This is a genomic window from Pseudomonas sp. MWU12-2345, assembly GCF_023242385.1.
GTDB lineage: Bacteria > Pseudomonadota > Gammaproteobacteria > Pseudomonadales > Pseudomonadaceae > Aquipseudomonas > Aquipseudomonas gingeri_D.
In genome coordinates, this window is the sequence record NZ_JALLJA010000002.1 from 307,757 (window position 1) to 329,772 (window position 22,016).

Below are 22,016 nucleotides of genomic sequence, written 5' to 3' on the forward strand. Positions count from 1 at the left end.
TTCAAGATTTGAAAGGCGTTGAAATGCCCCCTTGGTCTGTCGTCACCGACCAGGGGGGGCAACCCCAAGCGATTGTGTGGACCTAAGCCTCCCACCCCGCGCCACTGACCGCCGCCTGCGCCAGCGGGTGCAAGTCAGCGCCCTGATGCTCCGTCTGCCAGGCCAGCAACTCCTTGCGCATGCCCGGTGTCCAGAACATCTGCAGATGATTACGCACGCCGAGCACGGCCTGTTGCTGGTCCGGTTCGGTGGCGAAGTACTGGGCGATCTGGTTGGCCATCTTGATCAGGTTTTCAGTGCTCATCGACGCACCTCGGCTTTGGCTCCGGCTCCGGCGCCGCGCTCATGGCGACGTTCATCAAGCAAACGATGCTGTTCGTCGCTGAATGCCTGATAGCGTTTCTGCCACTCGGAAGGGTGGTAGACACGGCTGACTTCGACGGCGGTGACCTTGTACTCCGGACAGTTGGTGGCCCAGTCGGAGTTGTCGGTGGTGATGACGTTGGCCCCCGATTCAGGGAAGTGGAAGGTGGTGTACACCACGCCCGGGGCGACCCGTTCGGTGACCCGCGCGCGCAGTACGGTCTGTCCGGCGCGGCTGCCGATGCCGACCCAGTCGCCTTCGTTGATGCCACGGCTCTCGGCATCGCTCGGGTGGATTTCCAGGCGGTCTTCGTCGTGCCAGGCGACGTTCTCGGTGCGCCGGGTCTGGGCGCCGACGTTGTACTGGCTGAGGATGCGCCCGGTGGTCAGCAGCAGCGGATAGCGATTGTTGACCTTCTCCTCGGTGGGGATGTAGCCGGTGAGCATGAAGCGGCCCTTGCCGCGCACGAATTCCTCGATGTGCATGGTCGGCGTGCCGTCCGGTGCCTCGGCGTTGCACGGCCATTGCAGGCTGCCATGGCTATCCAGCGCGGCATAGCTGACGTTGGTGAAGGTTGGCGTCAGGCTGGCGATTTCGTCCATGATTTCCGAAGGGTGCTTGTAGTTCATGGGGTAACCCAGGGCGTTGGCCAGGGCCACCGTGCCTTCCCAGTCGGCTTTGCCGCCCAGCGGTTCCATGACCTTGCGCACTCGGGAGATGCGCCGCTCGGCGTTGGTGAAGGTGCCATCCTTTTCCAGGAACGAACTGCCCGGCAGGAACACGTGGGCGAACTTGGCGGTTTCGTTGAGGAAAATATCCTGCACCACAATGCATTCCATGGCCGACAGGGCCGCGGTGACGTGCTGGGTATTGGGATCGCTCTGGGCGATGTCTTCGCCCTGGCAGTACAGGCCCTTGAAGCTGCCGCCCAGGGCCGCCTCGAACATATTGGGAATACGCAGGCCCGGGTCGGGTTGCAGGCTGACGTTCCAGGCCTGTTCGAACTGCGCCCGCACCACCTCGTTGGAGATATGCCGGTAACCGGGCAGCTCGTGGGGAAAGGAGCCCATGTCGCAGGAGCCCTGCACGTTGTTCTGACCCCGCAGCGGGTTCACGCCCACGCCTTCGCGACCGATATTGCCGGTGGCCATGGCCAGGTTGGCGATACCCATCACCGCGGTGCTGCCCTGGCTGTGTTCGGTGACGCCCAGGCCGTAGTAGATCGCCGCGTTGTTGCCGCCGGCATACAGGCGGGCGGCGGCACGGATATCGGCCGCGGCGACGCCGCAGACAAGTCCCAGGACTTCCGGCGAGTTTTCCGCGCGGCTGACGAATTCGCTCCAGCGGGCGAAATCGTTGCCCTCGCAGCGGGCGTCGATAAAGGCCTGGTCGAGCAGCCCTTCGGTGACGATGACGTGGGCCAGGGCATTGAGCATGGCAACGTTGGTGCCCGGGCGCAGGGCCAGGTGCAGGTCGGCGCGACCATGCACGGCGTCCACCAGGTCGATGCGCCGTGGGTCGATAACGATCAGCCGCGCGCCTTCACGCAGGCGGCGTTTAAGTTGGGAGGCAAACACCGGGTGGGCATCGCTAGGGTTGGCGCCCATCACCAGGATCACATCGGCCTGCATCACCGAGTCGAAACTCTGGGTCCCGGCGGATTCGCCCAGGGTTTGTTTCAGGCCATAGCCGGTCGGCGAGTGGCAGACCCGCGCACAGGTGTCGACGTTGTTGTTGCCGAAGGCGGCGCGCACCAGTTTTTGCACCAGGTAGGTTTCTTCGTTGGTGCAGCGGCTGGAGGTGATGCCGCCGATGGAGTCGCGGCCGTATTTCTGCTGCAGCCGGCGGAATTCGCTGGCGGCATAAGTTACTGCTTCATCCCAGCTGACTTCCTGCCAGGGATCGTTGATGTGCTTGCGGATCATCGGCTTGGTGATGCGATCCGGGTGGCTGGCGTAGCCCCAGGCAAAACGTCCCTTGACGCAGGAGTGGCCGTGGTTGGCGTGGCCGTTCTTGTCGGGAACCATACGCACCAGCTTGTCGCCTTTCATCTCGGCACGGAACGAGCAGCCGACACCGCAATAGGCACAGGTGGTGATCACGGCGCGTTCGGGCTGACCCAGTTCGACCACGCTTTTTTCCATCAGGGTCGCGGTGGGGCAGGCCTGCACACAGGCGCCGCAGGACACGCATTCCGAGTCGAGGAAATTCTCGCCACCAGCGGCTGAGACCCGGGATTCGAAGCCGCGTCCGGTGATGGTCAGGGCAAAGGTGCCCTGGGTTTCTTCGCAGGCGCGCACGCAGCGGTTGCAGACGATGCACTTGCTCGGGTCGTAGTCGAAATAGGGGTTGGAGGTGTCCTTCTGGTCGGCCAGGTGGTTTTCACCTTCATAGCCGTAGCGCACTTCCCGCAGGCCGACCTGGCCGGCGACGGTCTGCAATTCGCAGTTGCCGTTGGCCGAGCAGGTCAGGCAGTCCAGCGGGTGATCGGATATGTACAGCTCCATGACGTTGCGGCGCAGGGTGGCGAGCTTCGGCGTCTGGGTGTGCACGCTCATGCCTTCGCTGACCGGCGTGGTGCAGGACGCCGGGTAGCCGCGCATGCCGTCGATCTCCACCAGGCACATGCGGCAGGAGCCGAAGGCTTCCAGGCTGTCGGTGGCACACAGCTTGGGAATGGTGGTGCCCAGCAGCGCGGCGGCGCGCATCACCGAGGTGCCTTCGGGCACGCTGATGCTGCGGCCGTCGATATTCAGGGTGACCTGCACCTGGCTGTCGCGGGCCGGGGTGCCGAGGTCGATATCGGTATTCGGGTCGAAGAGAGTGATCATTGCTCGGCCTCCGAGGATTGCAGACCGAAGTCGGCGGGGAAGTACTTGAGGGCGCTGGCTACCGGGTAGGAAGTCATGCCGCCCAGTGCGCAGAGCGAGCCGTATTGCAGGGTGTCGCACAGGTCCTTGAGGATGAGCGCCTGGGTATCACGACCGTTCTGGTCCGGTGCGGCGAGCAGGCGGTCAATGACTTCCACGCCACGGGTCGAGCCGATGCGGCAAGGGGTGCATTTACCGCAGGATTCCTCGGCGCAGAACTGCAGGGCGAAGCGCGCCATGCGGGCCATGTCCAGGCTATCGTCGGCTACCACCACACCTCCGTGACCGAGCATGGCACCGATGGCGGCGAAGGCTTCGTAATCCAGCGGGGTGTCGAATTGGCTGGGCGGCACCCAGGCGCCGAGAGGGCCGCCGACCTGGGCGGCCTTCAGCGGCCGGCCGCTGGCTGTACCGCCGCCGTAGTCTTCCACCAGTTCCCGCAGGGTCAGGCCGAAGGCCCGTTCCACCAGGCCTCCGTGACGAATATTGCCTGCCAGTTGGAAGGGCATGGTGCCCAGGGAGCGGCCCATGCCGTAGTCGCGATAGAACTGTGCGCCCTTGGCCAGGATCAGTGGCACCGAGGCCAGGGTCAGCACGTTGTGCACCAGGGTCGGCAGGCCGAACAGGCCCTTCAGAGCGGGAATCGGCGGCTTGGCGCGGACGATCCCGCGCTTACCTTCGAGGGAGTCCAGCAGCGCGGTTTCCTCGCCGCAGATATAGGCGCCGGCACCGACGCGCACTTCCATATCAAAGGCCAGGCCGCTGCCGCTGACATTAGATCCGAGGTAACCAGCGGCGCGGGCGATATCCAGTGCGTCGCGCAGTGTGGCCACGGCCTGTGGATATTCCGAGCGCACATAGATGTAGCCGTAGCTGGCGCCGACGCTGATACCGGCGATGGCCATGCCTTCGATCAGCAGGAAGGGGTCGCCTTCCATCAACATGCGGTCGGCGAAGGTGCCGGAGTCGCCTTCGTCGGCGTTGCAGACAATGTATTTCTGCGCCGCCTGGGCGCTGCGCACCGTGCGCCATTTGATCCCGGCGGGGAAGGCTGCGCCGCCACGGCCACGCAGGCCTGAGTCGAACACGGCGGTAGCGGTCTGCTCGCCGCCCAGGGCGATGGCCTGGGTCAGGCCCTCGAAGCCGCCGTGGGCTTGGTAGTCCTCGAGAGATAGCGGCCGGGTAATCCCGGCACGGGCGAACAGCAGGCGTTGTTGTGTCTTCAGATAAGGCAACTGTTCCACCGGGCCCAGGGCCAGGGGATGGGCGGATGGATCGCCTTGCAGCGCATCGAGCAGGGACGGCACATCGGCAACCGTCAGCGGGCCGAAGCCGATTCGGCCTTGCGCGCTGTCGATTTCCAGCAGCGGCTCCAGCCAGTACAGGCCGCGGGAGCTGGTGCGTTGCAGGTCCAGCGGCAGATTGCGTTCGCGGGCCTGGGTGGCCAGGGCCACGGCGACCTCATCGGCACCCACGGCACGGGCAAGGGAATCGGCGGGGAGATAGAGGCTCGGCATCATGCGTCCTCCCGGCAGGTATCGAGCAGGGCATCCAGGCGCTCGGCGCTGAGCCGCGCATGCACCTGTCCATCCAGTTCGAGGGCCGGCGAGCAGGCGCAGGCGCCGAGGCAATAGACCGGGCGCAGGCTGATGTTGCCGTCGGCACTGCTGCCGTGGTCGTCCAGTTGCAGGCGTTCGCGCAACTGCGCGGCGAGCTGCTCGGCGCCGCGGCTCTGGCAGGACTCGGCACGGCAAAGACGCAGGATATGCCGGGCCGGGGGCGCGGTGCGGAAGTCGTGGTAGAAGCTGATCACCCCGCGTACCTCGGCCTGGCTCAGGTTGAGGGCGTGGGCAATCTCGGGGACGGCGGCATCGGGGATGTAGCCGATGCCCGCCTGAATCTCATGAAGGATGGGCAACAGTGCGCCGGGGGAGCCCTTGTGGCGCTCCAGCACGTTGTTGACCATAGGCAGGTGCAACATCTCATCAGGCATACGGCATTCCTCACGGTCACGGACAAACCAGGCGGTTGTCGGTTGTCCGAAAGTGTCGGCTGCGGCACTCACGCCACGTCACGGTATCGTGGCATTTCAGGCCGTTGGCCAGGCACCCTGGGCGGGCATCTTGTTGGGCCCGATGCGGTCTTTGCCGCACCTCTTCAGGGCATAAAAGGCAGCTTGCCACGCGGCCTATGATTCGCCTGCACCAAAGCGACGTACGCGGTTCTTTTTGCGACCGCCTGTTGAGTCTAGATGAGTGCTGACCGAGGTGTTGTCCACGAGGGGGCGGGGTGCCTCTTTTTCCAGAAAGTGGAGGCGAAAAAAAACCGCCTTAGTAGGGCGGTTTTTTCCGCAAGTCTGGCATAAAGCCAGCTTGCATATCTCACAGAGAGCATCGACGTGGAAACTCATTTTACTGAGACCTTTTTCCGCTCGCAATATTTGGGTGTGACCGAAGGTTTCCAGAAGCACCAAGAGATTGCCTTGCACTGACATATCTTGATTAATGCGGTCACACAATGGGTGCTTGCTTCAGGTCTTCGTTCTCAAGAAATCAAGTTCGGACATTGGCACGCTCCTGCTCAGGACCGGTTTATAGAGAATTATAGAGCAATTATAGACCTATTATAGTGCCCGGTTTAGAAGGGGTGGGGCAGATTATGGTGAATTATAGAGTGATTATAGAGCGACTCGGGTTGAGCGTCGGTGTAGTTGGGTAGCGAGTATATACACGCTTTGCATGGTTTAACGCTCGCTGGAATTGTTCCCCTATACAGAATGCGATAGCGGCAAGAAAAAAAGGGATCTCAAAATACAATGGGGCTTTGATCCATCGCTTGAGTTTCGGCGGAATGGCATCGACCTCTTGTTGGGTCAAGAGCCCACGCCAGATAAACATCTTGGGGAATATGATCATCATGCTGATCACCCCTTGTCTCATCGAGCGATCTTTGAACGAGCTTCCGCCCCACCAGCGGCGATCACCGATTATCATTGCATTATTATTGAAGTAGGGCTCGACCAGATCCAATTTTGTATTGACGACATAGGTTGACAAGCCAATACCAAAGAGCATGAAAAATATACTAAAAACAGCTAATAGCGGATAAATGGTCATAAGCCTTTCCACTTATACATCAGATCCCCATCTGCCGAACCGGCACCTGGCGAATTTTCATGATTAGTCGGGCGTCATGAGCACACCAAGCTGACTACTGCAATTATGATGGTCTGGGTTGATCGTTAAATGCAGAGTTTTTTGCGAACACCTCGGCGATGAAATCCATGAATACAATGGCCCTTTTGGGGAGAAGCCGGTCGGCAACGTAAATGACTTGCACGGGGACAGCCGGAGCTGCGTAGTCCCTAAGCAACACCCGCAGATTGCCATTTTTCAGCCCTTCCTCGTAAAGCCATTCGGGCCCCTGTGCGATCCCCAGTCCCTCGTTTACACACTTTCGTATGGCCTCAGGCGAGTTGACCCGAAGCCTGCCAGAAACGGGAACATCGATATCCCGAAAGCGCCATGTGGTGCCTGTCGACAGCAGGGTGTAGATCAGGCAATCGTGCGTTCTCAGATCATTGGGCGTCGTGGGGATTCCGCGTTTGGCCAGGTATCCCTTGCTGGCAACGCATACACGCTCGAACCAGCCTAGCGGCCGGGCACGCATTGCGCTGTCTTCCAGATGTCCGATGCGGATCGCCAGTTCAGCCCCTTCGTCGACCAGATTCACATAGCGATCATTGATCTGCAGGTCGAGCGTCAACTCTGGATAGCGCTCCAGAAATGTGGATACATGCGGCACCACGAATGCATGGGCTAGCGCGGTCGGGCAGGCGACTCGCAACAATCCGGACGGGGCGACGTTCTCCCTGAAGGACGACTCCGATTCTTCCACGGCATCGAGAATGCGCCGGGCATCTGCGTAATAGCGTGCTCCCTCGGGGGTGAGGGCAAGCTTTCGTGTGGATCGGTGAAGCAGCCTGGTTTGCAAATGATCTTCCAGCGCCGCCACATAGCGGCTGACGTTAGGCTGCCCGAGCCCCAGGTCACGCCCCGCAGCCGAGAAGCTTCCTGTCTCAACAGCGCGAACAAAGCAGGTCATCAGCAGTAGTCGATCCATCTAGGCCTCTCATTCATGCAATACCAGCATGAAATGTATTCGAATAGGCCATCTTATCAACGCGCAGGTATGAATACATAGTTTCCCTCTAGCAGGTCAGTACATCGACTGACCGTGAAAAACCGAAAAGGAAACTTACATGTCCCGATTGCAAGGCAAACGCACTCTCATCACCGGCGGCACCAGCGGCATTGGCCTGGAAACGGCTAAGCAGTTCCTCGCCGAAGGCGCGCGCGTGATCGTTACCGGAGTCAATCCGGAGTCCATCGCAAAGGCCCAGGCGGAACTGGGAAGCGAAGTATTGGTACTGCGTGCTGACTCAGCCAGCATCGATGCGCAGAAGGAACTGGCGCAGGCCGTTCAGGCTCACTATGGCCAACTCGATGTTGCCTTTCTCAATGCAGGCGTATCCGTTTGGCTGCCGATCGAAGAGTGGACGGAGGAAATGTTCGATCGCTCCTTCGACATCAACGTTAAGGGGCCGTACTTTCTGATCCAGGCATTGCTACCAGTCTTCGCGAACCCTGCGTCGGTGGTTCTCAATACCTCGGTTAGTGCACACCTCGGCGCCGCGCGTTCATCAGTTTATGGCGCGACCAAGGCCGCGTTCCTGAACATGTCGAAGACGCTTTCTAGCGAACTGCTCCCGCGTGGTATTCGCCTCAATGCAGTCAGCCCTGGTCCGATTGATACGCCGCTTTACGACAAGCTCGGCATTCCCGATGCCTATCGCGAACAGCTCAACCAGGATATCGCCGCGACCATTCCGTTTGGCCGGTTTGGTACGCCCGAGGAAGTGGCCAAGGCCGTGCTGTACCTGGCGTCAGACGAGTCACGATGGACGGTTGGCTCGGAACTCATCGTCGACGGTGGCCGCTCGCTTTAGCTGCCAACGATACGCGAAGGAACGTCTCCTGCGCTTTTACGGAAAATTGATTGCCATTCAGGCTTTCTTGAAGTCACGGACGTAGCTTCTATACGGCCCGCCCCCACTCGTGGCGGCGGGCTTTGATTCTTCAGTGGGTCTATTCCAATGCCACAGTCACAGTTCACACTTGTCAGCCATCCGTTATGCCCATTCGTTCAGCGAGTGGCCATCGTGTTACTCGAAAAAGGTATTACCTTTCAGCGTATCGATGTCGATCTTCGCGACAGGCCGGACTGGTTTCTGGCGATGTCGCCAAGCGGTAAGGTTCCGCTGCTCAAGGTTCCAGACGGCAGTGAAGGCGAGTCCGTTCTATTCGAGAGCGTCGCCATTTGCGAATACCTGGAGGAGGTGTACCCGGAACCTGCGTTACATCCAATGAATGCGTTGATCCGAGCACAACACCGTGCATGGATCGAATTCGCCTCTGCCACGCTGGCGGATGCATGGGGATTTTTGAACGCCACCGACCAGCAGACAGCCCTTGGCAAATCTGCAGCGTTGAGAGGAAAGCTGGAACGATTCGACAGTGAAATATCGGACGGCCCTTATTTCTCCGGCGAGAGGCTCAGCATGGTCGACATCGCCGTGGCTCCAGTTTTTCGCTATTTCGACATACTTGGATTCGAGCCCAATCATCAGTTGTTCGATGGACTGAGTCGAGTGGCTGATTGGCGTCGTGCGCTGGCCAGCCGTTTCAGCATTCAGGCGGCAGTTGCAGAGGACTATGTCATCCGGTTCCGCAAGCACTTGCAGGAAGCAAGAGCACTCTTGGCTACTGCATCGGAAACGCACCCCCTTTGAATGCCGATGCGATCGCGCCGCCGCCAGCTTGGCCAGCAGGGGCGCTGGCCAGGCTGGCCGGGGCAATTAAGCTCCTAATCGCCGAAGCCTTCAAAGAGGGCCTGTGGTGCAAACTGCTGGCAGTGGGCCGCGATGGCCGCGCTGAACAGCACCTCCTTGTTCTCGAAGTGCCGATAGATGCTTAGCTTGGATATCTTCGCCCGCTGGGCGACCTCATTGCGGAAATGGTGACTGTGGAAATGGTGACGGATTTATTTTTGCCGCAGCCCAAGACGTCATCCCTGAATGATCGTAATGCACTTCGGGTAGATTAGGGTCTAGCTTGGGGCTGTGAACGATCTTCTACGCCGACTGAAATTTTTCGACTTACATACCTCCACCACTCACATTGCAGCTCCCCACTGTGCGCGCTACCTTTTTCCTGTCGCTGCCAATTCAGCGGCCGGGCCTGGAAACCTGTGGAACAATGGGCGCATAGGCGCCACCATTCATCACGACTGCTGGTGCTTTTTTGTGCCAGTCTCTGCGTGTTATGGCGGCTGTGCGCGGGAGGCCCTTGGGTCTGCCGGGTTTTCCTATTGTCCCGGTTTCCAGCCTGCGTACAGCTGCCACCCATTCGCCTGGAAACGAACGTGGTAGCTCCCTCACATTAGGAGTCCTGCGTATGAACGTTTTTGATGGGTCGACTTTGCATGTTCTAACCCTCGGCACCCGGGTCCACGCCGGAGGTGTCCAATGACCAATCCACCCACAAGCAAAACCCTTGGTGTCATCACTTTTTCCCAGTGCGGCTCCCAAGGTCGTGAACTATTCCGTGTGAACCCAGGCGTTCCCATTCGTACGAGCGAAAGTGCTGGCTTGGCGAGCCTGAGTAAGGGACTCTCCCTGTGCTATCTAAAAATAGAATATCATTTTATGACACCTTATGCTGATTAAGGTGTGTTTTCGTGATTCTTAATTTTTTAGATTTTGATCATAGTATTTCATTAAATGCTACATTAATTGCCATAAGAATTCATTTGGTATCATCTTATGAAAGGCTATTTCCCGGTTCAGAGCGCATCATTGCTCTATCGTATAGGTATGCTGGTGAAGGAGGCGCGTCTGCGTATGGGGATCAGGCAGGCTGATCTTGCTGAGCAGGCCGATATCTCCCTACGCGCGGTACGCCATATCGAAGCGGGCAAAGCCGAGGGGGTTTCTCTGCACGACTTCATGCTGGTCCTGTTCACGGTCGGCATCTCTGACAGGGTGTTCCAGGCCCTGTTGGAGGACCCTGGGTTCGAGTCCGAGCAGCTTTCTTTAAACAGTACCAAGCGAGTGCGGGTTCCGCGCAGTCGTGACGAGGCATTCTGATGTCGAGCGTCTACATCTACATGGAGTGTCCGGTCATCGGCGAGACGGTGACCTTGGGCAAGCTCACCCTCGCCGGGAAAGAGGGCACTTTTGTCTATGCGCCAGAGGCGGTGGAGGGAAGCGTCTGGGTCCCTGATCCGATCCGTTTTCCGCTGTCCAACAGGAAGTTCATCGTGCGCAAGAACGGCGGAGTGCCTGGGTTTATTGACGACGCTATGCCAGACGGCTGGGGGGAGCGCTTGCTACGACGTACGACTCAAGGCCCGCTTGACCCGATTCAGCTGCTTCTGAGATCTCCCAACGAGGACCGTGCGGGTAACATCATGGCGGGTGAGCAGCGTACACCTCGGCCGGGGATCGGCGAGAAACCGATGAAAATGTTGGAGGCCAAAGGCCTGGACCACTTCATTGAAGTCTGTGCGGCGATCTATGACAGCCAACTGACCGCCGAGCAACTGGAGGTACTGAAAATCCGCGATCAGCGCTCCTCTGTTGGCGGCGCCCGGCCGAAGCGTACCTTTCGCACCGACCACAAGTTGATCCTGGCAAAGCCGCGTGACAAGTTTGACCACTACGATCTGCCAGTCTTCGAGTTCGCCTGCATGACATTCGCTGCGGATAGAGGTTTGAACGTGGCTCGCACGGCATTGCACCGGGGTGAGAACGCCAACACGCTGTTGGTCGAGCGTTTCGACCGGGAGTGGCTTGAGGGGCAGCAGCGGTTCCGCCGTATTCCCATGATGAGTGGGTTGACCTTGTTGGACGCTGAATGGCATTCGCGGGCCAGTGCAGGCTGGATCTACGCTGCACTGGCTGACGAGCTGTATCGCCGTGGCGCATCTGATTTCGATCGGCGTGAACTGTTTCGGCGCATGGCCTACAACGCCCTGGTTGGGAATAGCGATGATCATCCGCGTAACCATGCGGTGATCTATCAGGACGGCGCCTGGCGGCTCGCGCCTATGTATGACGTCGTGCCGGTGCTGGATGAGGGGCCGGCTCAGGCGCTGGCGATGTCCGTGGGTATGCAGGGGCATCTTCTCAGTCGATCCAATCTGCTCAGTCATCATCGTCATTTCGGCCTCACTGAAGATGAGGCGGCAGTCATTCTCGATGACGTTGCTGACTGGGAGCAGGATCTGAAGGATCACTATGCCCAACACCTTGCGGGGGCTGAGTTGGATGCGGCGGTCGCGGCAACGAGTGGAGCTCGGTTGTTGGCGTGACAGTCGGAAACAGATCACTGCAAGAAATATTTGCCGAGGGGGACTCGAGGGTTCCATATATTACGTGGCTTGCAGCCAGATTATATCCTCAGGGATACAAGCTTTCTTCTGTTGGGTACCGGCTATAAGAAGAGATCTGGTTTTTCCTCAAGCCTCAGCCAATCGAAGTCCTACTCAGTCGAACTGTATCCGATCTGCTAGGTGCTCCAGTGTGAAAGGGCTCATCGTGGTGGGGGGGAACAGCGGCTGATTGCTCATGATTTGTGGTCCGGAAGAAGGGCATTGATGCGTTCGATGCCGCGTGCGACGGAGGATCGCCGGGTGACGGCGTTGAACCAACGCTCCACGTTCGGGCTTTCAGCGAAATCGACAGCCGCAAATTCTTTGCGCCAGAGCCAGCCGTAGTGCGCGATATCGGCGATTGAGAACTCATCTCCCGCTACATAGGCGTTGCACGCTAGCACGCCGTCCAGCACGGCCAGTGTGCGTTTGGCCTCACCGTGAAAGCGGGCAACGGCCGCCGGATTCGGCTCGCCGGCCAGTTTCTGGAAATAGCCGGATTGGCCGAAAGCAGGGCTCAGCGCGCTGGCGTGAAAGAACAGCTGTTCAAAGACTTTGGCGCGCTTCACACCATCGGTAGGTAGCAGCCGGCCATATCGCTCGGCCAGGTAGACGAGAATGGCCGCCGACTCGGTGAGGACCATGGGCTGGCCGTTATTGCCATCGGGATCGACCAGCACCGGTACCTTTGCATTGGCATTCAGAGCAACGAATGTCGGCTGCTTTTGCTCGCCTTGGCGAATGTTGACCGGCTGCAACTGGTAGTCGAGCCCCAACTCTTCCAGAGCGATGGAGACTTTGACGCTGTTGGGGGTGGCAAACGCATGGACGATGAACATGGGGTGTTCCTGGATTGAGAATGAGTCCAACGGAATAGGGCTTCATGCCAATTGGCTACGATGGAGATCATTCTGCCGAGGAAGGTTGGAATAGGGCAGGCAGCTGGTGGGGATATGAATCATTCCCCGCTGGAATAGGCATCGCTTGCGCAAGGTGAGTCGTGAAGGGCATTCCTGATGGGCATATTTCCTATGCAGGCCAGCTCTCTACTGGGCGAGCGGCGATGTCGCGATCATGAGTCTCGATACATCAACCTACCGAGGAAATACTCATGACCCTTCAAGCCAAACTGGATGCTTTCAAGGCCGACTTCGTTGCCGGCAAACCTCCCTACAATGCTCCGGCACCCGTGCATGCAGTGATGCACCGGGCCACTGCCGAGCTGATCGCCAGCGGCCAGGCCGAGCGTGCGCTCAAGGCCGGTGATGTGGCGCCGGTATTCAGCCTGCCTGATGCTCAGGGCAATCTGGTGTCGTCGGCGGAACTGCTGGCGCGCGGGCCGCTGGTGATCAGCTTTTATCGTGGTGTCTGGTGCCCGTACTGCAACATGGAGTTGCAAGCGCTGGAGCAGGCACTTCCGGCCTTTCAGGAGCGCGGTGCCAGCCTGGTGGCGATTTCGCCGCAGAGCCAAGCCAACAGCCGCAAATCGCAACGTCAAAACGGCCTGGGGTTCCCGATCCTCAGCGACAGCGGTAATGAAGTAGCGGCTGCTTTCGGCCTGCGGTTCAAACTGCCGGACTACCTGGTTGAACTCTATCTGAGCCTGGGCAACAACCTGCCGGTCATCAACGGTGATCAGAGCTGGACCTTGCCGATGCCGGGTCGTTTCGTCATCGGCCAGGACGGCATCATTCTGTACGCGGAGGTGAATCCCGATTACACGCTGCGTCCAGAGCCCACTGAGTTGCTGCCTGCATTACGCGGTTGATATCGAGTCCCTCAAGGCCGCCTTCGGGCGGCCTAGCTTATTGTTGGCTCATCAAGCCCGCGACGAAATCAACGAATGCCCGCGCCTTGGCACTGGCCAGGCGCCCGGTAGGAAACACCGCCCACAGATCCAGCGGCGGCAACTGCCAATCCTCCAGCAGGGGTACCACTTCGCCTTTGGCCAGTTCTTCTGCGAACATCCATTGGGACGTCAATGCTACGCCCAGACTCCCCAGCACCGCTGCCCGCACACCCTCCGCCGCACTGACCCGTACCCGCCCGCTAACCGTCACCGACTGCACCGTGCTGCCCTGTTTGAAGGCCCAGTGCTCACCGCCGCCTGCCTGGGCGAAAACGACCGCTTGGTGTTGCGCCAGATCAGTAGGGTTGCAAGGTTTGCCATGGGCTAGCACGTAAGCAGGGGTGGCCAGCACCAGCCGCTGACATTCACCGATCTTGCGGGCGATCAGGTTGGAGTCGGCTAACGCTCCCATACGCAAGGCAACATCGATGCCTTCCTCGACGAGATTGACGGTGCGGTCATCCAGAACGATATCGATGTTCAGCTCGGGGTGTGCATCGAGGAATACTCCCAGGTACGGCAGCACATGCAGACGCGCGAAGGTCACCGCCGCACAGATCCGCAAGGTGCCGTGCAGGCCGCTGCCCGCACCGCGTGCGGCGAGGTCGGCTTCGTGGGCTTCCTCGATGGCACGCTTGGCACGTTCGTAGAAGGCGGTGCCGGCTTCAGTCGGTGTAAGCCCGCGAGTAGAGCGCAGCAATAGCCGCACGCCAAGGCGATCTTCGAGTTGTGCGATGGTTTTCGATACCGCGGGCTGGCCGAGGTTGAGGCGCCGCGCCGCCGCGGAAAACGACCCCGCTTCGAGCACGCAGACAAAGGTTTCCATTGCTGCCAATCGATCCATGTCGTTCCACCTGAAACAGTTAAAAACTCATAGCAAAAAAAGCGAGCGAAGCAGGGGGCTTCGCTCGCAGCGGGTGGTTTATCTCAACAAGGCGTGCGCAACGCAACCCTGGCTAAAATGCGGCTTTGCCGATTGATGCGCCACCGTCGACGAACAGCGTCTGGCCGGTGATGAAACCGCTGCTTTCGTAAAGCAGGAAGGCGATGGCTGCTGCTATCTCTTCGGGTTGGCCGAAGCGCCGCAGAGGGATGCCTGAGAGGTAGCGGGCTTCACCTTCACTGCCGAGCGGATTGTTCGCGCGGAACAGTTCGGTCTCGGTCGGCCCAGGGGCAACGGCGTTGACGGTGATACCCGTTGTGGCCAGTTCCAGTGCCCACGACCGGGTAAAGCTGATGAGTGCGGCCTTGGCGGCGGCATAGGCGGTGCGATGGGTAATGCCCAGTACGGTCAGGCTGGAGATGTTGACGATCCGGCCCCATTGACGCTCGCGCATACCGGGCAGCAGCGCCTGAGTGGCCAGAAGCGCCGAGTGCAGATTCACCCGCATCACGGCATCGAAATCGTCCAGATCCACTTCACCCAGCCGCTGCGGGCGAACCAGACCGACGTTATTCACCAGCCCGTCGAAAGCATACTGCTGGGTTAACGTCGCCAAGGCCTGTTCGGTCGCCTTGCGATCTCCCAGGTCAACCGGTACCAAAATACCGGGGAAATCGACACCCTCAGCGTGCCGGGCGACGCCCACGACGCGGTGACCCGCGTTTGCCAGTGTCTGTGCCAACGCCAGGCCGATGCCCTTGCTGGCGCCGGTGATCAAAAAGGTTCGCTTGTTCATGAGTGCTCCTGGGACCAGCCCGTGCAGGGGCTGGCCGAGTGAAGGCCGAAGGCAGGTTTCAGGCTGGCTTGGTCCATTCGTTGCCTTTCATGAACGGATCGAGCTGGGTGTGCACCAGATGGTTGGTGTAGTTGCTCATGACCTTGGTGGCGACGCCCAGTACCACTTCCAGCACGTTGCGCCGCGTGAAACCGGCAGCCAGGAAGGCTTCGATACCGGCGTCGTTGACGAAACCGCGATCACGCACGACCGCCGTGGTGAACACATGCAAGGCTTCCAGGCGAGCATCCGGAATGACGCTGCCGGCGCGCAGAGCGGCAATGACCTCGGGTGCCATCTCGATCATCTTGGCCAGGGTGGTATGCCCGGCCATGCAGTAGTGGCAGTTGTTTTCGAAGTTGGAGGTCAGGTACACGACCTGCTGTTCGTGCGGGGTGAGGGTGCTCTTGCCGAACAGGTCCCAGAGTTGGCTGTAACCGGCCAGCAGCTCTGGCGATTCAGCCATGTTGCCTTGCAGGTTCGGTACGAAGCTGAAGGCTTTCTGCACGGCTTCCAGAATGGGCTTGGAGGCAGCAGGGGCGGTGTCGAGTGTGTAACGAGTGAAAGTGGTCATCGCAGTTTTCCTTGAGTGGGTCAGCAAGAGTGCTGGGGCTATCTTGCTGCTCTTGGCGGGGCTGCGGAACGTCGCGGCGGGGCATATGATTCATGCGATTTGGGAATAAAGCAGGACATGGACATATTGTCCGGCTGGCGATTTTAGAATCTCGCTGTCAATGGAAATGATGACGGATTTATTTTGCCGCAGCCCAAGACGTTATCTCTGAATGGTCGTAATGCACTTCGGGTAGATTGCCATCTAGCTTGGGGCTGTGAACGATCTCCTATACCGACTGAAATTTTTCGACTTACATACCTCCGCCATGTTGTCGCTGATACCCAATTGACCCGGCTACCGAAATTTGGCTGACCCAAGCCTTGGCGTTGTAAGTATTAGCAGGTCTGACTTTGAGTTGATCACTGATGGAGCAGCTTTAAGTCGGCATCTGGGTTAACTCTGCATCAGCGATAACAGCTTCGGCTTCCACGGCAGAAAAGTACGCGTCTGAGATTGAAAACCGTGTTTCGAGCAGAGGGTTCAGGACTCAGTTTTCACGTGGCAGCGTGCAAAAAATGACGTTTTCACCACTCAATGCATGGTCCGTCAGCCCAGGTCGACTTTTTCAACAGAATCGGCCATCTGCAGCCACTCATAAAGGGCATGAAGTCCCAGGGCTGATCAGATACTGGCCTGCTCCCTAAAGCCGTCCTTACCTCCACGGACTCCCTGCTCAGTAAGGTTCCGAATTCAGTTGCCTGGCCTCATGGGGCGATCTTCCATTCCATTCCTTGAAGGCGCGAGTAAAGGCGCTGTGCTCCGAATAGCCCAGCAGCATGGCGATATCCACGATTTGCAGGCGTGGATCGCGCAGGTACGACAGCGCCAGTTCCTGGCGGACCAGGTTCAGTTCATGACGATAGCTGGTACCGGCCTCTTGTAGACGGCGCTGTAGCGTGCGTGACGAGGTGCCCAGTTGGGGGCTTATCCGCTCTATACTCGGCTCACCTTTGCGCAGGGCATGGGTGATGACCTTGCGCAGCTGTTCCACGAACTCCTCTTGCTGTGGTAACTGCGCCAGTAGGCGATCCGCATGCTGTTCCAACAGGGAGACCAGCACCGGATCGGGGCTTTTTAAGGGCAACTCAAGCAGTTGCGCGGAGAAACGCAGGACCGCCTCGACCTGGCCGAAGCGTACCGGGCAGCCGAAGAAAGCTTCATACGGGCTGAAGTCGAGGGGCCCGGGGTGACTGAAATCGATCCGCAACGGATTGGCGGTGCCGCGCACTAAGGCACGGCAGAACTGCACGATGGCAACCATACCAACTTCGTTCACCAAGGGGCCGGGCTGATACTGGCTGACATCCCAGACCAGCTCGAACCAACCATCGCCGTCGCGGCGAGTCATGGGAATGACGTCGTATACCAGGCGAATGTAGCGTTCCAAGCGTTGCAGAGCTGTACCGAGATTACCGCAGGCCAGCAGCACCGATCCGAGCACACCGATATGCCGGGCGCTGATGGTTTGACCGAGGTGCAGTCCTAACAGTGGATCGCCTAATACTTGCGCCGCGCTCACCAACAAGCGATCCCAGCATTCCACGTTAACGCCGCCGGCCCCCTCTTGGGTAGGTGTGGGCCAGGGCTGGCCAAGTACCGACTCGGGCTCATGACCGAGCGCCTCCAGGTATTCATAAAGCAGTTGCACGTAGGTCTCTGGCACCACGCGCCGATACAAAGGCTGGCTCATCGGGCCTCTTTAGGCTGGTTGGCCTTTTGTTGTTTGGCGCAAAGTGTCAAGCGGGGCGTCGGATACCGTCAAGCCTTCCTTGCGGCAGCTGTCGAGAATGACGGCACCCCAGCCATTCCAGCAGATGCCGTTCATGAGCACGATCACCGATCTTTTCGCACCGGCGACAATCCAGTTCCTCTCCAACGGTTCGCGTTGTGTTGCCGACTTTTATCGCCCATTGGGCGCCGGACCTTTCCCGATGGTGGTGATGGCACATGGACTTGGCGGGACGCGCAAGATGCGTCTGCCTGCCTTTGCCGAACGCTTCGCCGCCGCCGGCTACGCTTGCATGGTGTTCGACTATCGCCACTTCGGCGACAGCGAAGGCGAGCCACGGCAACTGCTGGATATCGACCGCCAGCTCGAGGACTGGAAAGCCGCGATAGATCACGCTCGCCACCTCGCGGATGTCGACCCGCAGCGGATTGTTATATGGGGCACTTCGTTTGGTGGCGGCCATGTGCTGGCCACCGCCGCCGATGATGCCAGAGTGACCGCAGTCATCTCCCAATGTCCTTTCACCGACGGCCTGAGCTCCTTTCTGGCCACCGAACCCCTGGTGTCACTTCGACTCACCGTGTTGGCCTTGACCGACCGCATGGGCTCGTGGTTCGGCGCCAAGCCCATTCTTGTGCCCCTTACCGGTCAACCTGGCGATACGGCATTCATGACATCGCCGGATGCCTGGAGTGGCTATAACGGACTGATCCCGTCGGGTGCGTGTATCCGCAAAGAGGCCGCTGCGCGCTTTGCCTTGGACATCATTCGCTACTACCCAGGGCACAGCACGCCACGTATCCAGGTCCCCGTGCTGTTTTGCGTGTGTGATCCCGACAGCGTGGCACCGGCGAAGCGGACGCTGCGTCACGCCCGACGCGCGCCACGTCATGAGATCAAGCGCTATGCCCATGGGCATTTCGATATTTATGTGGGCGAAGCCTTCGAGCAGGTGGTGAGTGATCAACTCGACTTCCTCAAGCGCAACGTGCCAAGCATCCCAACGAAGAGATAAGAATATGTACCATCTTAAAGGCAAAGTGGTGCTGATCACCGGCGCAGCTGGCGGCATCGGTGCCGCCAGTGCACGCGAACTCTATGCGCATGGCGCCAGCCTTGTGCTAACCGATACCTCGCAGGACGCGGTGCACCAACTGGCTCAAGAGTTCAATAGCCAACGCGTGTTGCCGCTGGCGTTCGACGTTACCGACGCCGAGGCGGCAAAGACAGTGGTGCGGCAGGCAGTCGAACACTTCGGTCGTCTCGATGTGGCCTTCGCCAATGCCGGCATCTCCTGGCGAGGTGTACCGGAGACCCTACGCATCTGCGACGAAGTGGAGTTCCGCCGCATCATTGAAGTGAATCTGTTTGGGGTGTGGCACACGATGCGCGCCGCACTGCCGGAAGTCGTGCGCAACCGGGGTCAGGTGCTGGTCACGTCGTCGACCTATGCCTACTTGAACGGCGTGGCCAACGCGCCCTATGCCGCTAGCAAGGCGGCGGTGGAGTCGCTGACCCGCTCGCTGCGCGCTGAGTTGAGTGCGACCGGGGCCAGCGCCAGTGTGCTCTATCCCGGCTGGACGGCGACCGCTATTGCCAAGGTTGCCTTCGGTGGCAACGCCATCGCCACCCAGATGAACGAGGCCCTATTGCCGGCCTTTCTGCATCGGGCGATTGCACCGGAAAAGGTGGCACGTGGCGTGGTGCGCGGTCTGCAAAAGCGCCAGCCGCGCATCGTGGTACCGGCTCGCTGGGCGCCCATCTCCCTGATGCGCGGCCTGTTCAACGTTTTCACCGACTGGCATCTGGCACGCCATGCCCGCCTGCAAAGATTGCTTCACGAGTTGGAAGAATCTGTTCGCACCCAGACCCCAAGTTGATGTCCTACTACTTGCATAAGGTTCACACATGAAAAGCTACTCGCTGAACGGCCGCGTCATTGCCATCACCGGCGCCACAGGGGGGCTCGGCAGGGCCGCCGCGCAGGCACTGCGCGACAAAGGCGCGAAGCTGGTCTTGCTAGATCTTGATCTGGATAGCCTGAGCGTTATGGCTGCGGCGTTGGGTGGACCTGATGTCGCTGCCGGTTGGGTGGCCAACGTGCGCTCGATTGAGAGTCTGGAGACAGCTCTGAAGAAGGCTGCGCAGCACTTCGGCGCAATTGATGTCGTGGTCGCCGGCGCTGGCGTCAGCTCGGTGGTTGCCCTGGAGTACATCGATCCAGCCACGTTTGAGCGGGTCATCGATATCAACCTTAACGGCGTGGCCCGCACCTTCCGCGCTGCGCTGCCCTACGTTAAGGGGCGCCAGGGCTATCTACTGGCCATCTCGTCCATGGCCGCTTTCGTTCATTCGCCATTGAATACAGCCTACACCGCCAGCAAGGCTGGAGTTTGGGCCCTATGTAACAGCTTGCGCCTGGAGCTTCGTCAGCACGGCGTGGGCGTCGGATCACTCCACCCGACCTTCTTCCAGACGCCGATGATGGAGGCAGTCATCGCTGGGCCGTCTTCCACCCTAGTCTGGAACAATCATCAGGGGATCTGGCAGTTCGTAGCACTGGAGAGGGTGGTCACCGCCCTGGTGGAGTGCATTGAGCAGAGGCGTGACCTAGTGACGGTGCCACGCAGCCAGGGGCTGGTGGCGAGAGCGCCAGGCTTGCTACGCCGACTTATTGAGCGGATTGGCTTTAATGCTGGCAAAGTCGCAGAAGCGGTAAGACTCAGTGATGAAGGCAAGGTCTTGTGAGATCAGCGTAGCAGGTTGGACAAAGGGCCGCTTCTGGCCGATTCTGTTGAAAAAGTCGGTTTCGGTTTTCACGGCAGAAAAATACGCGTCTGAGATTGAAATCCGTGTCTTGAGCAGCGGGTGCAGGACTCAGATTTCACGTAGCAGCGTGCAAAAATGACGTTTTCACCGCTCAATACATGGACCGTCGGCCCTGGTCGACTTTTTCAACAGAATCGGCCGAAAGCTGTCTTCGATTTTTGCAGTGGAAAGCTACGAATACGGAAATGGTGACGGATTTATTTTGGTCGCAGCCCAAGACGTCATCCCTGAATGATCGTAATGCACTTCGGGTAGATCGCCATCTAGCTTGGGGCTGTGAACGATCTTCTATGCCGACTGAAATTTTTCGACTTACATACCTCCGCCACTCACATTGCGGCTCCCTACTGTGCGCGCTACCTTTTCCCTGTCGCTGCCAACTCAGCGACCGGGCCTGGAAACCCGTGGAACAGAAGATAGGCGCATAGGCGCCATCATCGATTAGATTGCTGGCGCTTTCTTCTACGGTAGGAGTAGCGCATGAACGTTTCGACTCAAGAGCTTCAGCTTCAAGTCTCCAGCATCCATGCATTCGCCGGAGGTGCCCAATGAGCAATCCACCTACAAGCAAAACCCTCGGCGTCATTACCTTTTCCCAGTGCGGCTCCCAAGGTCGTGAACTATTCCGTGTGAACCCAGGCGTTCCCATTCTGGAAGCCATGGAGCACGCCTCCCTCCTGCTCTATTGCGCCAAAGCACTCTCCCTCGATGCCGCCCTGGAAAGCGACGGCGAACGCTATGCCTGGGCATCGCATTACTTGGGCGAGATGGGCAAGGCGGTTATTGATGATTTGACGCAGGGGATGTTGCGCGAGGCGTCGGTGTAGGCAGGTAGTTTTCGGTTGATGCCGATTTTGGCGGTGGGTGTTGGCAGGCTCACCGCGTTATCGTTCATCGCGAGCAAGCTTGCTCCTACAGGAGCGGTGCGTTAGCTGCATGGGCCTGTTTCGAGACTGATTGCATTTCGCGCATGACACGATCCGATTCGGCCGTATCCAGGACAGACTCGGCGCAGGCCGGACAGACGTCTCCTGTCACCGAAGTGATGACCGTGGTTTCGCCCTGGTAGGTGTAGGGCAGGTCGCGGGTATCGTGGATTTGGGGGTGTATTTCAAGATTTGAATCGCTTTAGGGCGGTATTCGAGAGCAGGTTACGGATGCCCCGATAGCCGGGGTGATGGGCAAGGCGCTGATCGGTAATTTGACGCAGGGGATGTTGCGTGGGAAGAGGGGTTAAGGACCGGGCGATCTTCGATTGATGTCGGGATTGGCGGCGGCGCACGGCAGGCTCACCGCGTTATCGTTCTTCGCGAGCAAGCTCGGCTCCTATAGGGATCGTGGTGCCTTTCGCTTTTCTGTAGGCGAAAAAAAGACCTTGAAATTCAAGGTCTTTTTTTAAGATGGTGCCCCGAGGGAGACTCGAACTCCCACTCCTTTCGAAAACGGATTTTGAATCCGCCGCGTCTACCAATTCCGCCATCAGGGCTCAATGGCGGCGAAGTATAGAGACGTGATTACCGTTGGTCAATCGGCTTTCGTGGTCAATTT

The 22,016-nt window shown here is 59.2% G+C and carries 22 protein-coding genes, 1 tRNA gene and 1 pseudogene; 10 read left to right on the forward strand and 14 right to left on the reverse strand.

Annotated elements, in window-relative coordinates:
* Positions 1 to 82 precede the first annotated feature (82 nt).
* From M5C71_RS07715 to M5C71_RS07740, 6 genes are all read right to left on the reverse strand, one after another.
* Positions 83 to 304, reverse strand: coding sequence for a formate dehydrogenase subunit delta (locus tag M5C71_RS07715; protein WP_103497581.1), 222 nt, complete (start codon positions 302 to 304; stop codon positions 83 to 85).
* Positions 301 to 3,195: a formate dehydrogenase subunit alpha gene (gene fdhF / locus M5C71_RS07720; protein WP_248767576.1), complete on the reverse strand. Its 2,895-nt coding sequence runs from the start codon at positions 3,193 to 3,195 to the stop codon at positions 301 to 303. The genes M5C71_RS07715 and fdhF overlap by 4 nt, the downstream gene beginning before the upstream one ends.
* A complete protein-coding gene (locus M5C71_RS07725; RefSeq protein ID WP_247263492.1) occupies positions 3,192 to 4,754 on the reverse strand; it encodes a formate dehydrogenase beta subunit in 1,563 nt (520 codons plus the stop codon). Before M5C71_RS07725 ends, fdhF begins: the two co-directional genes overlap by 4 nt.
* On the reverse strand, positions 4,751 to 5,227 hold the full coding sequence (locus tag M5C71_RS07730) for a formate dehydrogenase subunit gamma (RefSeq protein WP_103497584.1): 477 nt from the start codon (positions 5,225 to 5,227) through the stop codon (positions 4,751 to 4,753). The genes M5C71_RS07725 and M5C71_RS07730 overlap by 4 nt, the downstream gene beginning before the upstream one ends.
* A gap of 673 nt (positions 5,228 to 5,900) precedes the next feature.
* Positions 5,901 to 6,350: a hypothetical protein gene (locus M5C71_RS07735; protein WP_103497585.1), complete on the reverse strand. Its 450-nt coding sequence runs from the start codon at positions 6,348 to 6,350 to the stop codon at positions 5,901 to 5,903.
* Positions 6,351 to 6,453: 103 nt separating this feature from the next.
* A complete protein-coding gene (locus M5C71_RS07740; RefSeq protein WP_103497586.1) occupies positions 6,454 to 7,356 on the reverse strand; it encodes a LysR family transcriptional regulator in 903 nt (300 codons plus the stop codon).
* 139 nt (positions 7,357 to 7,495) lie between these two features.
* On the opposite strand from M5C71_RS07740, the gene M5C71_RS07745 reads away from it, so the two are divergent.
* Entirely contained in the window at positions 7,496 to 8,242 is a 747-nt protein-coding gene (locus M5C71_RS07745; protein ID WP_152740978.1) for an SDR family oxidoreductase, read from the forward strand.
* A 147-nt stretch (positions 8,243 to 8,389) separates the two neighbouring features.
* Positions 8,390 to 9,085, forward strand: a complete 696-nt coding sequence (locus M5C71_RS07750; RefSeq protein WP_103499766.1) for a glutathione S-transferase family protein — start codon at positions 8,390 to 8,392, stop codon at positions 9,083 to 9,085.
* Positions 9,086 to 9,171: 86 nt separating this feature from the next.
* On the opposite strand, the pseudogene M5C71_RS07755 reads toward M5C71_RS07750, so the two are convergent.
* Positions 9,172 to 9,303: pseudogene (locus M5C71_RS07755) on the reverse strand (TetR family transcriptional regulator); the annotation flags it as partial.
* Between the two features lie 517 nt (positions 9,304 to 9,820).
* Here M5C71_RS07755 and M5C71_RS07760 point away from each other — a divergent pair.
* The 3 genes from M5C71_RS07760 (at position 9,821) to M5C71_RS07770 (ending at position 11,667) form a co-directional block, all read left to right on the forward strand.
* Positions 9,821 to 10,021, forward strand: a complete 201-nt coding sequence (locus tag M5C71_RS07760; protein ID WP_248767577.1) for a DUF3077 domain-containing protein — start codon at positions 9,821 to 9,823, stop codon at positions 10,019 to 10,021.
* A gap of 96 nt (positions 10,022 to 10,117) precedes the next feature.
* Positions 10,118 to 10,441: a helix-turn-helix domain-containing protein gene (locus M5C71_RS07765; RefSeq protein ID WP_103498563.1), complete on the forward strand. Its 324-nt coding sequence runs from the start codon at positions 10,118 to 10,120 to the stop codon at positions 10,439 to 10,441.
* Positions 10,441 to 11,667: a type II toxin-antitoxin system HipA family toxin gene (locus M5C71_RS07770; RefSeq protein ID WP_248767578.1), complete on the forward strand. Its 1,227-nt coding sequence runs from the start codon at positions 10,441 to 10,443 to the stop codon at positions 11,665 to 11,667. Before M5C71_RS07765 ends, M5C71_RS07770 begins: the two co-directional genes overlap by 1 nt.
* Positions 11,668 to 11,921: 254 nt before the next feature.
* Here the strand turns inward: M5C71_RS07770 and M5C71_RS07775 are convergent, their stop codons facing one another.
* Positions 11,922 to 12,566, reverse strand: a complete 645-nt coding sequence (locus M5C71_RS07775; RefSeq protein ID WP_103498561.1) for a glutathione S-transferase family protein — start codon at positions 12,564 to 12,566, stop codon at positions 11,922 to 11,924.
* Between the two features lie 272 nt (positions 12,567 to 12,838).
* On the opposite strand from M5C71_RS07775, the gene M5C71_RS07780 reads away from it, so the two are divergent.
* The gene (locus M5C71_RS07780; RefSeq protein WP_248767579.1) at positions 12,839 to 13,495 is read left to right on the forward strand and encodes a peroxiredoxin-like family protein; all 657 of its coding nucleotides are present in this window, start codon (positions 12,839 to 12,841) and stop codon (positions 13,493 to 13,495) included.
* A gap of 37 nt (positions 13,496 to 13,532) precedes the next feature.
* Here M5C71_RS07780 and M5C71_RS07785 read toward each other — a convergent pair whose 3' ends face one another.
* From M5C71_RS07785 to M5C71_RS07800, 4 genes are all read right to left on the reverse strand, one after another.
* Positions 13,533 to 14,420: a LysR family transcriptional regulator gene (locus tag M5C71_RS07785; protein WP_103498559.1), complete on the reverse strand. Its 888-nt coding sequence runs from the start codon at positions 14,418 to 14,420 to the stop codon at positions 13,533 to 13,535.
* A gap of 112 nt (positions 14,421 to 14,532) precedes the next feature.
* Entirely contained in the window at positions 14,533 to 15,255 is a 723-nt protein-coding gene (locus M5C71_RS07790) for an SDR family oxidoreductase (RefSeq protein WP_248767580.1), read from the reverse strand.
* Positions 15,256 to 15,313: 58 nt separating this feature from the next.
* The gene (locus M5C71_RS07795) at positions 15,314 to 15,868 is read right to left on the reverse strand and encodes a carboxymuconolactone decarboxylase family protein (protein ID WP_103498557.1); all 555 of its coding nucleotides are present in this window, start codon (positions 15,866 to 15,868) and stop codon (positions 15,314 to 15,316) included.
* Between the two features lie 715 nt (positions 15,869 to 16,583).
* The gene (locus tag M5C71_RS07800) at positions 16,584 to 17,600 is read right to left on the reverse strand and encodes an AraC family transcriptional regulator (protein WP_248767581.1); all 1,017 of its coding nucleotides are present in this window, start codon (positions 17,598 to 17,600) and stop codon (positions 16,584 to 16,586) included.
* Positions 17,601 to 17,733: 133 nt separating this feature from the next.
* On the opposite strand from M5C71_RS07800, the gene M5C71_RS07805 reads away from it, so the two are divergent.
* The 4 genes from M5C71_RS07805 to M5C71_RS07820 all read left to right on the forward strand — a co-directional run bounded on the left by M5C71_RS07805 (position 17,734) and on the right by M5C71_RS07820 (position 21,295).
* Positions 17,734 to 18,654 (forward strand): alpha/beta fold hydrolase, encoded by a 921-nt coding sequence (locus M5C71_RS07805; RefSeq protein ID WP_248767582.1) that lies wholly within the window; start codon positions 17,734 to 17,736, stop codon positions 18,652 to 18,654.
* A 4-nt stretch (positions 18,655 to 18,658) separates the two neighbouring features.
* Positions 18,659 to 19,519 (forward strand): SDR family NAD(P)-dependent oxidoreductase, encoded by an 861-nt coding sequence (locus tag M5C71_RS07810; RefSeq protein ID WP_248767583.1) that lies wholly within the window; start codon positions 18,659 to 18,661, stop codon positions 19,517 to 19,519.
* A gap of 28 nt (positions 19,520 to 19,547) precedes the next feature.
* A complete protein-coding gene (locus M5C71_RS07815; RefSeq protein WP_248767584.1) occupies positions 19,548 to 20,387 on the forward strand; it encodes an SDR family NAD(P)-dependent oxidoreductase in 840 nt (279 codons plus the stop codon).
* Between the two features lie 629 nt (positions 20,388 to 21,016).
* Positions 21,017 to 21,295, forward strand: a complete 279-nt coding sequence (locus M5C71_RS07820) for a DUF3077 domain-containing protein (RefSeq protein WP_248767585.1) — start codon at positions 21,017 to 21,019, stop codon at positions 21,293 to 21,295.
* An 85-nt stretch (positions 21,296 to 21,380) separates the two neighbouring features.
* On the opposite strand, the gene M5C71_RS07825 is transcribed toward M5C71_RS07820, so the two are convergent.
* On the reverse strand, positions 21,381 to 21,578 hold the full coding sequence (locus M5C71_RS07825; RefSeq protein ID WP_349294010.1) for a type II toxin-antitoxin system MqsA family antitoxin: 198 nt from the start codon (positions 21,576 to 21,578) through the stop codon (positions 21,381 to 21,383).
* 291 nt (positions 21,579 to 21,869) lie between these two features.
* Positions 21,870 to 21,954 (reverse strand) — tRNA-Leu (locus M5C71_RS07830).
* Between the last annotated feature and the right edge of the window lie 62 nt (positions 21,955 to 22,016).

What these genes read in the sequence shown, in the direction of transcription:
- M5C71_RS07780 (WP_248767579.1), top strand. Translation starts at nt 12,839, where the DNA reads ATGACCCTTCAAGCCAAACTGGATGCTTTCAAGGCCGACTTCGTTGCC.
- M5C71_RS07715 (WP_103497581.1), bottom strand. Translation starts at nt 304, where the DNA reads ATGAGCACTGAAAACCTGATCAAGATGGCCAACCAGATCGCCCAGTAC.
- M5C71_RS07745 (WP_152740978.1), top strand. Translation starts at nt 7,496, where the DNA reads ATGTCCCGATTGCAAGGCAAACGCACTCTCATCACCGGCGGCACCAGC.
- M5C71_RS07730 (WP_103497584.1), bottom strand. Translation starts at nt 5,227, where the DNA reads ATGCCTGATGAGATGTTGCACCTGCCTATGGTCAACAACGTGCTGGAG.
- M5C71_RS07735 (WP_103497585.1), bottom strand. Translation starts at nt 6,350, where the DNA reads ATGACCATTTATCCGCTATTAGCTGTTTTTAGTATATTTTTCATGCTC.
- M5C71_RS07775 (WP_103498561.1), bottom strand. Translation starts at nt 12,566, where the DNA reads ATGTTCATCGTCCATGCGTTTGCCACCCCCAACAGCGTCAAAGTCTCC.
- M5C71_RS07760 (WP_248767577.1), top strand. Translation starts at nt 9,821, where the DNA reads ATGACCAATCCACCCACAAGCAAAACCCTTGGTGTCATCACTTTTTCC.
- fdhF (WP_248767576.1), bottom strand. Translation starts at nt 3,195, where the DNA reads ATGATCACTCTCTTCGACCCGAATACCGATATCGACCTCGGCACCCCG.
- M5C71_RS07815 (WP_248767584.1), top strand. Translation starts at nt 19,548, where the DNA reads ATGAAAAGCTACTCGCTGAACGGCCGCGTCATTGCCATCACCGGCGCC.
- M5C71_RS07750 (WP_103499766.1), top strand. Translation starts at nt 8,390, where the DNA reads ATGCCACAGTCACAGTTCACACTTGTCAGCCATCCGTTATGCCCATTC.
- M5C71_RS07800 (WP_248767581.1), bottom strand. Translation starts at nt 17,600, where the DNA reads ATGAGCCAGCCTTTGTATCGGCGCGTGGTGCCAGAGACCTACGTGCAA.
- M5C71_RS07790 (WP_248767580.1), bottom strand. Translation starts at nt 15,255, where the DNA reads ATGAACAAGCGAACCTTTTTGATCACCGGCGCCAGCAAGGGCATCGGC.
- M5C71_RS07820 (WP_248767585.1), top strand. Translation starts at nt 21,017, where the DNA reads ATGAGCAATCCACCTACAAGCAAAACCCTCGGCGTCATTACCTTTTCC.
- M5C71_RS07810 (WP_248767583.1), top strand. Translation starts at nt 18,659, where the DNA reads ATGTACCATCTTAAAGGCAAAGTGGTGCTGATCACCGGCGCAGCTGGC.
- M5C71_RS07740 (WP_103497586.1), bottom strand. Translation starts at nt 7,356, where the DNA reads ATGGATCGACTACTGCTGATGACCTGCTTTGTTCGCGCTGTTGAGACA.
- M5C71_RS07725 (WP_247263492.1), bottom strand. Translation starts at nt 4,754, where the DNA reads ATGATGCCGAGCCTCTATCTCCCCGCCGATTCCCTTGCCCGTGCCGTG.
- M5C71_RS07770 (WP_248767578.1), top strand. Translation starts at nt 10,441, where the DNA reads ATGTCGAGCGTCTACATCTACATGGAGTGTCCGGTCATCGGCGAGACG.
- M5C71_RS07765 (WP_103498563.1), top strand. Translation starts at nt 10,118, where the DNA reads ATGAAAGGCTATTTCCCGGTTCAGAGCGCATCATTGCTCTATCGTATA.
- M5C71_RS07805 (WP_248767582.1), top strand. Translation starts at nt 17,734, where the DNA reads ATGAGCACGATCACCGATCTTTTCGCACCGGCGACAATCCAGTTCCTC.
- M5C71_RS07795 (WP_103498557.1), bottom strand. Translation starts at nt 15,868, where the DNA reads ATGACCACTTTCACTCGTTACACACTCGACACCGCCCCTGCTGCCTCC.
- M5C71_RS07785 (WP_103498559.1), bottom strand. Translation starts at nt 14,420, where the DNA reads ATGGATCGATTGGCAGCAATGGAAACCTTTGTCTGCGTGCTCGAAGCG.